Consider the following 12,909-nt stretch of genomic DNA (forward strand, 5'->3'; position numbering starts at 1 on the left):
GGAATTTCGAACAAGATGATCACCCGGGCAGGTTATCTGGCCCGCTCGCGGTAGAAACGACGTCACCTATTTTCGAGAACCAGCGCTTGGGGGACCAACGAAAGGCCAAGAGCTGTCACCAGAAACGCACCGGCAATGATGTCCTGCACTGTCAGCCGCTCACCGAGAATGGCGAGCAAGGCCGCGAGCCCGAAGAAAATCGAGCCCTAGGACGTCAATGCAACCACAAGAGCCACATTGAGCACGCGGAGCGCAACGCCCTGCAGCAACTGGCCGCCGAGTGACAGCAACAGCGCCAGTTCAAGGTTGAACCACAGCACGGTTTGCAGATCGAAATGCCGCAGTGGAATGAGATAAGCAGCCCCACGGACGCCCCAGCGGTCGTAGGAACGCGCCAGCGCAATCCCTGTGCCGTTGATGCAGCGCTCGCGAGTGCCGCTCCGACGTTGATGGCGCAGATCAGTCGGCCGGCGATGTATCGAGCCGGGCGCGCGAAACTGTATCCACACCTTTCCGTGCTGGCTGATCGGCGCCGTGTCCGCGATCACTGATCGCTGCGTCATGAAATTCGGCGGCTGCGCCCTCTCCGGCTTGTCCTCGATCTCTTGGATCTCGGCATCTATCCCGCCGAACTCTTTCAAGATCCCCGCCACCGAGCGATCAATGCGGCGGTGGATGGTCCGCACGCTGCATAGCTCACGTTCGGCCATTCGCCAGTTCGGCTCGTCATGGGCCCACGAGACAAGCCGGTGCACGCCCCCATCGTTGTTGCCCAGCCACAGCAGCCAGTCCGCGACGATCTCAGCTTGCGCGATCTCTCGCGCCGTCGGGATGAACCGAACGGTCACTTCCGCGTAGCCATAGGCCAGCGCAGCATCGTTGATTGCCCTGTTCCAGACCTGCCCCTGGTTCTGGAACCTCATCTCAGAGTCGCCGAGCGCGTCGAGCACGACGATCGCGCGTTTGATCACAGCCTTCAGAACCTGACAGCGGACTGTTCACTCATAGCGGAGCCTCGCGGTAGTTGATCGAACCAGCGCTGAAGCTGTAGGCTGCTCTTCATGATCAAAGAACATCTCACCGCCGATGAGCTCATCTGGATGTTTCACGAGAAGCTCGCAGGGTCGAACCTCCGCCACGCCCGCATAGCGATCATCCCAAGCGGCCGCTGGGATTGGAGCGCGCTGACGAATGCCAGTCAGCGTCGGCAATTTCCGAAGCTTGCGAGTATGGTGGCGGGCATAGAAACGCAGCTGCGGGATCGCTACAGCCTGAAATAAGACTGAGTTCACGTCGGGCGCTGCTAATACCGCCGGCTTCGGTCGTTTGCTGCTAGGGTCACTGCCAGAAGGCAGGGACCGATGGCAAAGAAGCCGATTTCCAAAGCCGAACTGGCGCAGCTTTTTCGCGAGCGCATGGACGAACACCCTGAATGTCCGCGGGGCATTTCCGTTGAGATCCGCGAGGTAAAGACCTCCGAAGGTCCTGGATGGAGCGCAGTGACAAGCACAGAGGATAGCCTGATCCACTTCAAGTGCGCCCGTACTGTCGGAGCGCTGACACTGGAGCTTCGGCAGAAGTATAAGCTGTCTGACGACTGACGTTGGACTGATTGCGCGTTTTTCCCTCGGAACTAAACCGCCCTTGGCCTGTTTTATGACCCCATCGACGAGGGGCGCATTTTGAACAACGTTTTTAACCGCCAGCTCGCTCCAACGAGCGACGAGCAAAGCCTCATCAAAGCCCGTTACTGCAGATCGATCTTGAAAGTGGCCGCGATCAGCACCGATCAGGAAGCGCGGGGACTGCTGGAAGGTCTGGCGACCGAGCAACCGACTACCAACACTTCGGATCCCATGGCTGAAGCCGAACGAGCAGCTCTGGCCGCGATCCGCGAACTTGCCGGGCATCAGCATGGGAGAAGCGCGGCCCATGGCTCTAGCGAGTGGCAGAGGGCTATGCGGACAATCGAGTTTTGGCTTAACGTTCATGATCGATAGACCTCGCGTGCAAGGCGGGGAAACTGGAAGATGTGACGTAAGCGATGGCAAAACAGCCAAAGACAGCTCGTGAGCTGCAGCTTCTCGTCTCGGAATGGCTTGGTATGCCTCCGGGAGATCGAAGATCCGAATTCATCAAGATCTTCGCGCTGAACGGCACTTGGCGCGCCATGTCGGCTCGCCACGACGACCACCCCGACTTCAGGAATGACGTGATCGCGGCGAGCATCCTGCTCTCGGAACGCTATATCCTGAAGGACTGAGCTCTTGCTCATGGCGCGCGTCATGCGGGGAAATCCTCCGGAGAGGCCGGATTCTTTGACCTGCCCAGTCAAGCTGATAACCTGCTTGCGTCTTCATTTCGGCCTTCCCATCCCCATATTGGCTGCGGTGCCGATTGGATCAGGAGCCGGTGGTGTCGGAGCAGTTCAGGGGAAACGCGCGGCGCGCCTGCATGCACCTCCACACCGACGTGGTGCGCCACCAGCCGAACGATGCGCTCTCCGTCAGCGGCCGAGAGGTACTCTCCCGTGTTGGTCAAGCCGCCCGACAGCCGGTCGATCCACAATTGGCCATCGGGGTTGAGCATCACCTCGACGATCGAGGCGTCCTCTAGGTACCGGGCAATTGCGGGGCCGAGCGCGCTACGGAGCATCCGCGCGCCGCGCGAGATCGCCTCTGCTTGAGCCGAATGAATTGCCACTGCCGCCCCGACCAATGAGGCCGCGTGAAGAGCGTCCTCAGATAGGGATGATTAGAAAAGGCAGGAATTGGCTTGGCGCAACAATGCACCCAAGACGATCGTACATTGGCGTAGAAAAAGAAAGACTCGGCGAGATGAGTGGCACCGACGAATCCGCGATCGAGACAATAAAGCGGTCCCACGCTCATCCGCGCCGCGGGCGCCATAAACGCACGCAATTCCATTTCAGGCCCGCCGCCTTCTTTCAGGCGCTTCCTCATAAAGTTCAGGGATTTCCCTGATAGACCGCAAGCGTGGCTGCGGACACGATCGCGTCGTTGATAACGAAAGAACTGGAGGTCAACATGGTACCTACCATGCGGGCGGCGGCCATGCCGCTGCCGTCTGTGCCGCCGTCATCGCGATTTTTGCTGTAACGGCTTCTCCCGGCCAGGCCCAGGCAGCGAAGGCAAAGAAAGTTAGTGCGGACAGCACCTACACCATCCGCGAGAAATGCGTGGCGAAGGCACAGGCCGCTTATCCGGACAACGGACTGGGCACCGCCACCGTCATGACGCAACGCACCGGCGTCTATGTCGATTGCGCTAAGAGCCACGGCATCAGGCCCTAGTGTCATTCGCCCCGGCTAGTCCGCTACACACCAATGTGGACCCGAATACTTCGGGTCCCCTCCCCATGGCGAAAATGGCGTCGCCGGCCAACTACTTTTGAAGCGCGTCTAAGGTCCTGACGCCCCGCCACAGCGGGCGAACAAAGCCGATCAGGCGGCCCTTAGACCACTCGCGACGGCTCGTCCTGAACCTTGGGGAACCGCGCCGCATGCCACCATGACCGAACATCGAACAGGCCTATTCGCTGCAATTTCACGGCTCGATGATCTTGTTGCGAAGTGCGTATCTCACCAGGCTCGCCGTCGAAGTCACGTCAATCTTCTTCATGGCCGCCGAACGCTGGGATTCAACGGTTTTAACGCTGACGTTTAATATGCCGCCGATCTCCTTATTGCTGTTTCCCTCCGCGATCAGCTGGACGACCATACGCTCTCGCGGCGAAAGGAGTTGTGGCTCCTGTCCTCCCGTTTGTGTCAGGTAGGACCCGAGCATGCGTTCGGTGATGCGACCGGTGAAGAACGGTTTGCGGATGGCGAGTGCCTCGATTGCCGATATCAGGAACCGTGAACGCGCGGTGCATGGTCTTGATGACGTCGCCGCGCATGCCGAGGTCGCGAAGACTGCGCTCGGCCTCCAGCCCGACCATCCATTCGCCAGGGCCAGCCGGCGCGGCAAGGCCCATCTTCTCCAGATGCTGGAGCCGTCCAATCATCAGGCGGCGGATTTCGGGGTCGGCCGTGCCGGGACTTTCAGGGCGCAGGTCGATGGTGCAGGTTTCATCGGCGGCCATGCGGATCTCGACGTCGAGCCGCGTCCAGCGCTCGGCCGCGATCTCCTTTTCCAGGGCGTTGCGGATCTCACGCTCGGGCTTCGGACCGAGCTCGATCGAGACCAACTCCTCCGCGCGCGAGCGCAGGCCCCGGCTGATGTAATCTCTGGAGATTACGAGGTCGGCGCCGGTCTGATCGACACCCCGCACCAGCAGATGAACATGCGGGTTATCCGTGTTCCAGTGATCGACGGCGACCCAGTCGAGCCGTGTGCCGAGATCGACTTCCATTTGTCTCGCGAGGTCGCGCGTGAAAGCTTTGAGATCGGTCATCTCGGCGGCGTCCTCGGGCGAGACGATGAAGCGGAAATGATGCCGGTCGTCCTTGCAGCGCCCCGCAAAGTTCCCTTCGTCGGCGTGGTCGCTACCCGCATCGAACATCACCGCCTTCTCATTGTTACGGGTGACACCGTCGCGCTTGAGGTACGAGAGATGCGCGGTTAGCGGCGCGGATCGGAAGGATCGTCCCTCGTGACGAACGACGCGCGCCTTCACCACCACGCGCCGCGCGGGGTTGAACAGGCGGCTGCGGCTAAAACTGATCCGGCCGCGCCCGAAGGTCGAGCGCCCGTAGCTTGAAAAGCGCTTCCCCGCAGACGCAAGACTGGAGGTGGGACCGGCCTTCTTCGCCGCACGCAGCACCTGATTGATGAAGCTCTTCGGCTTTGGCGCGCGCGTATTGCGAATGCGCCCGGGCCGAACGCGAAACTCGCTGTCGCCCACGCTCACAACAAGTTCTCCGCGGATATGAAGTCGTGGGCAGTGCCGAAAACACAATTGAATTCATTGGCGAAAGCATCAGGCGCGGCACGCGCCCCGACCGACCGGCACGCCCGAACCCAAGCCATTCCAATGGCTTGTGGTTCGAGCGGCGAGCCGCTTTTATCTCGCCGTCCCGCTGTCGTGTGTCCCTGCTGCCTCGCCTTCCCCACGATCCTATCCCAGAGCACGCTATCGCACGCCGGACTGCACGTCCCGTCATTGCAGGTCTCCCGCGCTGGATCGAATAACAAACAGGCTGCGCGCTTGCGGCACGAGCGCAGGAATCTTACGCATCGGATTGCTAGCCGGAGCGCGGTCCAATCGCCGCTCAGCCAACACCCGATCGGCAGCAGTTGCGCGTTCGGGTCGCCCGATGAACAGCGGCGCCTCGATCCATAACTTCGCGTGAACTGTTGCGACTGAGAGCGGACTGGTGAGTTCGGCGCCACCGAACGATGGAGCAAGCGTTGCCACATAAGCGCGGGTCTCGGCCGGCAACGTGCGGCCCGCGAGATATTGTTCGTAGCGACCTGGTCCCGCATTATAGGCCGCGAGGAAACCGGGCGAGCCATAGCGGTCATGCAGCTCGTGCAGGTACGCAGCACCGGCCAGAATGTTATCGCGCGAATCATAAGGATCGCTGCCGAGGCGGTAACGCATGCGCAGGTCTGCCCAGGTCTCGGGCATGATCTGCATCAACCCCATCGCGCCTTTTGGCGATCGGGCGCGCACGTCACCGGCACTTTCGACGGTCATCACGGCGCGTATCCAGTGCGCCGGTATGGCGAAGCGGCGTGAGGCCTCTTCGATGAGATTTGCAAACGACCCGGCGCGCCGTGCGCTCGCGGGATGTACGGTTGATGCGGTATCAGCTTGTGCGGCATTCACCAGCACGATCGCAAACGAAAACACGATCACGACAGTACAAGCTGCCGTCCCCAAACAACTCAAGCATGCCACCGTGCTCGCGCCCGTCCAGGGTAAAGCTGCTTCGCGCCGGCCTTGCGGCCGCCCTGGACCGTAGCTGCGCGCGGCGGCGTTGCGAATTTTGGTCGGGACATGGGGTAATCGCGGAGCGCCGTCGTTGCTAGTCTTTGCGCTCTGATTCCCGATGACAGGAGCAGCAAAATGCAGCCGATTGCCCAATATGTTGGTCTTGATGTTTCTCTTGAGGAAACCAAAGCTTGCGCAGTCGACGAATCCGGCCGTCCGATCTGGCGCGGTAAGTGCGCCTCTACACCGGACGACATTGAGAAGCTTGTCAGTAAGCATGCGCCAAACGCGGCTCGCATTGGCCTCGAGACGGGGATGCTTTCGGTCTGGTTGTTCCATGAACTCAAGAGCTGCGGACTGCCGGTGGTTTGTATTGATGCGCGTCACGCTAAAGCGGCGCTGTCGCTGCAGATCAACAAAACAGACGCGAACGACGCGCACGGCATTGCCCAAATCGTGCGCGTCGGTTGGTATCGGCAAGTGCTGGTAAAGAGTATGCAGACGCACGCCGTCCGTGCCATGATCACCGCGCGAGCGCAGCTCGTTAGCACGGCTTTGAAGATCAAAAATACTTGCCGCGGGTTGCTCAAGACCTTTGGAGTGGTGCTCAAGATCGGCAGTCAACGCCGGTACGTTCAATTGGTTCGGGCGGCCATCCAGGATAACCCAATTCTGCTTACGATCGTTGAGCCGATGCTGATCGCACTTACCTCTTTGCAAGAGCAGATAACGGTCTTCGACAGCGCTCTCTACCGTCGTGCTTACGCGGATCCGGTCGCAAAGCGACTCATGAGCACCCCGGGCGTCGGCGTCATTGTTGCGCTGTCCTACATCTGCACGATCGAAGATCCCCTGCGCTTTCGACGTTCGCGAACCGTCGCTGCTTATCTGGGCTTGACACCAAAACGCTTCCAATCCGGAGAGTCTGACCGAACTGGACGCATCTCTCGGGCAGGCGATCAGAGCATGAGGACGCTGCTCTACGAGGCGGCATGCGTTGTGCTCCGTCGCTGCTCCCGGCCATCTCCTCTTAAGGAATGGGGAAAGGCGCTGAGTGAACGGATAGGAAGTAAGCGAGCGATCGTTGCTGTCGCACGAAAGCTGGCGGTCATCCTGCATCACATCTGGCGCGATGGAACATCCTTTCAGTGGAGCGTCCGACCGATGATTGCCTAAACCATGCGCTAAAGAACGAGATCCGCTGTCACTGACCGCGGTAAGAGGTCCCTGCCGGGACGAGCGCCGGCGACCGCGCCATTCCTCCTGCGGCTGCATTAATGCAGACCGCGTTCGGGACATAGCGGCGCCGACCTCCTGACGCAAACGTGCAGCCGCATTATCGATCGGACTGCGAAGAGAACGGTGGACCCGGCAGCGACTGACAACTGTGTCAGTGACAAGTTGAAACGACGACGTAGTCGAAGGCAGGCGGCAAGTGTGTTCGCGTGCGTCTGCGACCTCAAGCCTGGCGCTGCGCGCCACCGCCTCTGGCGGCTTCGGGCTTGACCTCGCTGCCGCACACGAAAGTGGGGCCGCCATGACTTCGACGGTAAGAACTGCCGTGTTGGCTATTGCTGAAAAAGAGGAAGAAGGGGCTTGCATGATAGACCGCGATTAGAGAACGGAGGAATGGTGCAGCACCCGGTCGAACAGAGGAATGGCAGATCGAGAAAGAGATTTCGAACGCGTCGTTCGCGGTGTCGATGACACAGCGGATCGGTTCGGTCTTCTTGATCTCCTTGCGCTTGACGCGCAGAAGCTGCGCCAGCCTGCGGCCTTCGCCGATGGTGACGAAGTAAAAGCCGGTAGCCGTACCATCACCGTCTAGTTCCGGTTCGACAACAAGGTTTTGCAGGATGCCTTTCGCGGCGATGCTAGCCGCATAGGCCTCAATCGACGCCTCGCTGTGCGGCGTCTTGCGGGCGTTGTTCGGGGACTTCTTGAGCTTGTTGAGCGGAATGAAAATTTCAGTCCCGCTCGCCGTGACGATTTCAATATTCTTGGCAGTCATGGTCGTTCTCCTTTCGGGGTTGGGTGCAAGCGCAGCGCTGCGCTGCACCCCTGCCCGTCGGCGAGACCGGGGTAGCAAGGGCAAGGGCGGCCGGGGTGGAGGGGAATCACCCGGCCTGCACAAGCGGATGCCGACGGTGGCAGCTGTCCGGTCTTGACGCTCGCGCGGAAGGTCGGGGAGACCGCCCCGGCCGTTCCGGATTTCACCCTTGCCCGCGCGAGGGCGGAGCCCTTAGCGCCCAAACAGAAAAGGGCGTCTGTGCCGCAGCGAAGCGAAGGCCAGTCGACAGTCGCGAGACCGGTTAAAAAGGCACCCGCAGGAGGGTCAGCATAGCGCCGCCGCTTGGCGGGACCCGGGATCGAGTGCCTCCGGCGAGCGACACGTTATCGCGCGAAGGGATCGAAGCCGAAGGCCGAGACGCCTTGCGGCTCGTTTCACGAGAGCACGACCGGCAGAGCCGGTCGCGAACCGTCTTTTGTTTTCGATTCGGCAGCTAATTCTGCAAGGACGTATCGAGTAGCTGTACAAATCGTACGCCTGCTTTCTGGAGTTGTACCTTTACGGCAAGCTTGTTCGCATCAAGATACTGCGCACCCGCGTTGAGGGCGTCGCTCCTCACATCGCATGACGAGCCGTGCGTGACAGCGTGATGACTGCCAGAAGATCTGCCAACGCTCACATCCTGGCCGTACTGTCGCTAAAGCCTTCGGCCGGTGTGCGCGGCTCCAGACATTGTGAAGCAAGGACAAACGCCATGCGCCTTCCTTAGGAGCGCAGACTGCGCTTCACCGACAGGCCTGCGTCTTTGCAATGCCCCCTCTGCTCCAAACGCTACTACCGCGCATACCGCCGCTCATTCCGATATCGCGAAATAGAGCGATCCTTCATCCTATTTGTACGCCATAGCACCAAGCAGCCATATCTGAGCTCCAAGGCTCTTTGTGGCTGCAAAACCTACGTTCAATGTGCATTGGACCGATCATGGTTCGGAGCGGAGGCATGCGCGCCAAGGACGAAAGCCGCCTTAGATGACACGCACGGCGCCGGGCGAGTTCACGGAGGAATGGCTGCTCAAGGCCATCGACACCGTGTCGTTCTGCATCGTGGAGGACGGCGCGGTCTACGCGCCAATTCTGGAGCGGCTCGAAAACGAGCTGGAATTGATCCGCCGCAAAGATGACGTCGTCGCCCGCGCGCGGCGGAATGTTGAGTTACGCAACCAGCGTCTCGCCGAAGCGAGCCCATAGCGCAGTATCTCGCATTAGCGAGGGCACACTTTGAGAATTGATCTTGATAACCTTGCCGGCGGCAGCGAGCATAGGGGTTGACACTATCTGTGCAGTTTGGAGATCGGCAAAGGGAGCGGCGGCATGATCAAGTTTGCGGCGATCTTGGCAGTAATCTCGTTCTATCTCAGCGTTACTGACGCGCATGCCCAGGGACAGTGCTTTTTCAACGGCCAGCGATGGGTACTGCAGTATCCGAACAGGCTCTTTGGACCCTGCCCATCGCAGATGATCCCAGCTCCGCGCATAATGCCGTATCCCGGCCCTGTCCAAGCGCCGGACGCACTTCCCGCGCCGCCGGTGTTGCCTTACCCAACCATCGTTTTTCCGCCACCGCCCCCTGAAGAACTACCCATCAATCCTTACGGGCGCCAACAAGCAGTCCAGCCTCGGTTTCAAAGTGCGGAGAGGTTCGAAAGATCCTCCTCAGCCAGCTTAGCCGTCGATTGTGCCCGGCAATCCAGCACTCGGATTGATGCATTCCTTCAATGCAGTGGCGGAAAAGTCGTCCTAAATCCGGATCAACGCGTCCTTGTTGATTGCGCCGAGAGTTCGGGAACGACCGCGCAAGGCCTCGCGGAATGTGCCGGTCCAAAGTTACTTGGCAGGCACGTCAGTCAGGATCAGCGCGCCTTACTGAAATGCGCTTACGACGCGGAAGGACGATCGAATGCCTTCGTCAGTTGCATGAGCGCTTACGGCGTCTCTCGTTTATCAAATGAGCAACGAGCGGTCCTCACTTGTGCGGCGGACTCGGACAGCTCGAGTGAGTTTGCAACATGTGCGGGATCGCAGCTAATCGGATCGCGTCTCAATCCCGAGCAGAGAGGAGCGGTAGCATGCGCAGCCGAGTCAGGCGGAAGCGCGACAGGGTTTGCAACCTGCGCCGGCACAAAAATATTGGGAGCCAACCTAAATCCGGAGCAAAGGATCGCCATTGCCTGCGTCACCGAAACTGGTGGCCAACCTTACGCAGCTGCCGCCTGTGCGGCGATTAAGCTGACTATACGCGAACTCCAAAAATGTTTGTCGGAAGGATTCAACTCTAGGAACTGCTACGGGAAAAACAACGATCTCTTCGGGCGGGAGGGATGGGCGGTCAAGACGCTGACAAACGCGGGCAATGACTTAGTGCACGGTCCCGGTGAAACAAATGACCTTGTTGGCTGTAGAGGATGGCTCGCAAAGCGAATGGGGCGTCGATGCTAGTTCATTGCTCCATTATCCGCGTGCATCAGCATGGAGCCGGCATCACAGGGGGCGCCAATCGATGGGAAAGCCGCACGGCACAGAGCCCCCCCGGGCTTTTTTAAAGTGACAATTCCGGTTGCGACACAGCAACACAGCTCGGAACGAATGACAGATTCTCCTGTTTTACCGACACTCAAACAAGGGAGAGCCATCATGGCAAACGAAACGGGCAATCTGATCAGCAGCGAGAAGGTGGAAGGCACCGCCGTCTATGGTCCCGACAGCGAAAAAATTGGCTCCATTGAAAGCGTGATGATCGACAAAGTCGGTGGCAAGGTCGCTTATGCCGTACTGAGCTTCGGCGGCTTCCTTGGCCTGGGCGATGAGCACTACCCGCTGCCTTGGCAGACGCTGAAATACGACACCAATCTTGAGGGTTACGTCACCAACGTGACGAAGGCGCAGCTCGAGGGCGCGCCGAAATATGCCAACGAGAATGATTGGGATTGGGCCGACACCAAGCGGTCCCGCGCGCTCAACGATTACTATGGCACGCGCTGGGTCTGAACTCTTTTGCCCCGGTTCGCCGGGGCCTATTTGATCCTGAGGCCGGAAACCATTCCATTTTGGTCGAATTGTCTGGTGCTACGCCGGGTGACAACTGGCCGTAACGGAGATGATGGACGCGGCGGTTTTGCCGGTTTCTCGTCGCGACAGCAACGCATTGGTACGCGTGGCAATCTAACCCGTTCTCGGTGTATGCACTTTTCCTTACCTCACCTCACTCGGGTTGAAGCTGAACAATTCAATGATGCGCTTGTCCTGCCCGCCCAAGCCCTTGTAAGTGTCGAGATACGACGCCGTCTCCTTCGTGAGACCAGCCTTCGTCTCGGAATCTTTGAACAGCCTCACGATCTGGTTCTTGAGGACTTCGACCGCCTTCCTGTCGTTCTCGCTGAGCTGCTTTGTGGGAGTTGCGAGCGTCAATTCCTCTTCAAGTGAGTAAGTCGCTAGCTGCGAGAATAAATTATAGTTCGGCTTCCAATTTGCCTTCACCTCATCATAACTCGCCCCTTCGGCCTTCATGGCTTCGTTCTTCTCACGATCGCCTTGCATGCGCAGGGCGCTTGCCTTGGAATTGAAATAGCGGTCGAGGGTTTGGACGTAGTGCATGTACAGATCAAACCCCATGAGCCGGACGTAGTTCTTGGCCAACTCTCGTCGCTCCGCCTCGGCCACGCCAAAGTCGATAAGCTGCGCGTTAATCTCGTCTAAGCGCGCCTGGTTTTCGACGGCGCTCTGTCCGTCCCACCTTTGACCAATACCCACTGTCTCATAGGTCGATTTTGCGTTGATCACTGCTAGCCGTCGGAGCTTAGCCAAAATCTCGTCGGCTTCGTTGAGGGTGCGGACGAGGTGTGCCTTGACGCCCCAAGCCTCTAGAATCTCTAGCTTGGGCAGGTAAACGACCAACACGCATACAAGGAAGATTGTGCTCAAAAGCGCCGCGGAGCTAACCCTGTCGTTCATGGCTTGGTACAGGGCACATATGAGCGCGAATACAGCCATTGCAGCAGCAAAAAACAGCAAAATCTCTCGCACCTTATCCATTAGCCGGCGCTCCTATCACCGCAACTGATGGTAGATGACTAAGGCGGCGATGGTAGCCACTGCCCCGAGTAATCCCCGACTCAATGGAGTAAAGAGGAGCAAATAGACGAAGCTTGGCCAGCGCCCATATGCCTTCACCAGCTGCGGCACGTGGTCCAGCAATTCCCCCATATCTCTCTTCATCTCCGCCTCCGAGTTCGTTAGGAACATAATCTGAACGGATTGTGGCGCAAGTATGAGGCTTATAGTCTTACTAGGAAAAATGCCCGAAGCCGCTACCGCAATGAGCCAGGCAGCCAGCACAGCTATAGGGGCGATCCTTCGGTGGGGCGGATTAGAATTCTGCATGTGCGGAGCATGCTCGCGGCCCACCCTGCGTCTACTCTATTTTGTACACCCATTAACGATTGACGCACCCCATTATTGGGTGCACGTTTATGTTCATGAGCAAGCTATACGATGATGCGAAAGACGCTATCAACATCGCCAACCACAGCATTTCGCTGGCCCGTGCGACCTGCGCCGCGCCCGTGCAAAGGAGATGAAACGAAATGTCCGCTAAAAAGAGAACACCACTAGCCAGCCACGACGACAACCCGGAATGGACGGCCGCCGACTTCGCCGCGTCGCGCCCGGCCGAAGAATTGCCGCCGGATATTCTTGTCCAATTCAAGAATAAGCCCGGTCGGCCGCGCGTGGAAAATCCGAAGGTTCCCGTGAAGATCCGCCTCGACGACGACGTCGTCACGGCGCTGCGAGCGACTGGCTCAGGCTGGCAGACGCGCATCAATGACATGCTGAAGTCGCGGATCAAGCGGGGCAAGGTTCAGTTTCTTGCTTCAGGCGAGAGGCCGAAGCCGCGCGCGACGAGCGGTGCCGCAAAGCGCAAGCGCGCGTGATAACGCTTCAATT

General features: G+C 59.2%; 12 protein-coding genes and 3 pseudogenes. 8 read left to right on the top strand and 7 right to left on the bottom strand.

The features are described 5' to 3' along the window. Window positions 1–206: 206 nt before the first annotated feature. Window positions 207–971, bottom strand: a complete 765-nt coding sequence (locus CHC01_RS00330; protein ID WP_089261479.1) for a DUF6362 family protein — start codon at window positions 969–971, stop codon at window positions 207–209. A gap of 90 nt (window positions 972–1,061) precedes the next feature. On the opposite strand from CHC01_RS00330, the gene CHC01_RS32825 reads away from it, so the two are divergent. The 4 genes from CHC01_RS32825 to CHC01_RS00350 all read left to right on the top strand — a co-directional run bounded on the left by CHC01_RS32825 (window position 1,062) and on the right by CHC01_RS00350 (window position 2,263). Further along, a complete protein-coding gene (locus CHC01_RS32825) occupies window positions 1,062–1,280 on the top strand; it encodes a hypothetical protein (protein ID WP_089261481.1) in 219 nt (72 codons plus the stop codon). 81 nt (window positions 1,281–1,361) lie between these two features. Beyond that, window positions 1,362–1,601: a hypothetical protein gene (locus CHC01_RS32830; protein ID WP_089261483.1), complete on the top strand. Its 240-nt coding sequence runs from the start codon at window positions 1,362–1,364 to the stop codon at window positions 1,599–1,601. A gap of 81 nt (window positions 1,602–1,682) precedes the next feature. Continuing rightward, window positions 1,683–2,000 (top strand): hypothetical protein, encoded by a 318-nt coding sequence (locus CHC01_RS32835; RefSeq protein WP_089261485.1) that lies wholly within the window; start codon window positions 1,683–1,685, stop codon window positions 1,998–2,000. A gap of 44 nt (window positions 2,001–2,044) precedes the next feature. Further along, window positions 2,045–2,263, top strand: coding sequence for a hypothetical protein (locus tag CHC01_RS00350; RefSeq protein WP_089261487.1), 219 nt, complete (start codon window positions 2,045–2,047; stop codon window positions 2,261–2,263). Between the two features lie 161 nt (window positions 2,264–2,424). On the opposite strand, the pseudogene CHC01_RS00355 reads toward CHC01_RS00350, so the two are convergent. From CHC01_RS00355 to CHC01_RS00370, 4 genes and pseudogenes are all read right to left on the bottom strand, one after another. Beyond that, window positions 2,425–2,703: pseudogene (locus CHC01_RS00355) on the bottom strand (P-type conjugative transfer ATPase TrbB); the annotation flags it as partial. 863 nt (window positions 2,704–3,566) lie between these two features. After that, window positions 3,567–3,740, bottom strand: a complete 174-nt coding sequence (locus tag CHC01_RS00360) for a response regulator transcription factor (protein ID WP_176454458.1) — start codon at window positions 3,738–3,740, stop codon at window positions 3,567–3,569. Between the two features lie 112 nt (window positions 3,741–3,852). Further along, window positions 3,853–4,872, bottom strand: a pseudogene (locus CHC01_RS00365) (DUF3363 domain-containing protein); the annotation flags it as partial. Between the two features lie 249 nt (window positions 4,873–5,121). Further along, the gene (locus CHC01_RS00370; protein WP_244558174.1) at window positions 5,122–6,051 is read right to left on the bottom strand and encodes a lytic transglycosylase domain-containing protein; all 930 of its coding nucleotides are present in this window, start codon (window positions 6,049–6,051) and stop codon (window positions 5,122–5,124) included. Between CHC01_RS00370 and CHC01_RS00375 the strand changes: the two genes are divergently transcribed. Next, entirely contained in the window at window positions 6,043–7,074 is a 1,032-nt protein-coding gene (locus CHC01_RS00375) for an IS110 family RNA-guided transposase (RefSeq protein WP_089263567.1), read from the top strand. The genes CHC01_RS00370 and CHC01_RS00375 overlap by 9 nt on opposite strands. Window positions 7,075–7,570: 496 nt before the next feature. On the opposite strand, the pseudogene CHC01_RS00380 reads toward CHC01_RS00375, so the two are convergent. Then, window positions 7,571–7,909: pseudogene (locus tag CHC01_RS00380) on the bottom strand (ParB/Srx family N-terminal domain-containing protein); the annotation flags it as partial. 1,028 nt (window positions 7,910–8,937) lie between these two features. On the opposite strand from CHC01_RS00380, the gene CHC01_RS00385 reads away from it, so the two are divergent. Then, complete coding sequence (locus CHC01_RS00385; protein ID WP_089261491.1) at window positions 8,938–9,156, top strand: hypothetical protein; 219 nt, start codon at window positions 8,938–8,940, stop codon at window positions 9,154–9,156. A gap of 1,443 nt (window positions 9,157–10,599) precedes the next feature. Further along, window positions 10,600–10,953, top strand: a complete 354-nt coding sequence (locus CHC01_RS00390) for a PRC-barrel domain-containing protein (RefSeq protein ID WP_089261493.1) — start codon at window positions 10,600–10,602, stop codon at window positions 10,951–10,953. A gap of 204 nt (window positions 10,954–11,157) precedes the next feature. On the opposite strand, the gene CHC01_RS00395 is transcribed toward CHC01_RS00390, so the two are convergent. Next, complete coding sequence (locus tag CHC01_RS00395; protein ID WP_089261495.1) at window positions 11,158–11,997, bottom strand: hypothetical protein; 840 nt, start codon at window positions 11,995–11,997, stop codon at window positions 11,158–11,160. Between the two features lie 551 nt (window positions 11,998–12,548). On the opposite strand from CHC01_RS00395, the gene CHC01_RS00405 reads away from it, so the two are divergent. After that, on the top strand, window positions 12,549–12,896 hold the full coding sequence (locus tag CHC01_RS00405) for a BrnA antitoxin family protein (RefSeq protein WP_089261499.1): 348 nt from the start codon (window positions 12,549–12,551) through the stop codon (window positions 12,894–12,896). Window positions 12,897–12,909: the final 13 nt, after the last annotated feature.

Source organism: Tardiphaga sp. OK246, assembly GCF_900188215.1.
Taxonomy (GTDB): Bacteria; Pseudomonadota; Alphaproteobacteria; order Rhizobiales; family Xanthobacteraceae; genus Tardiphaga; species Tardiphaga robiniae.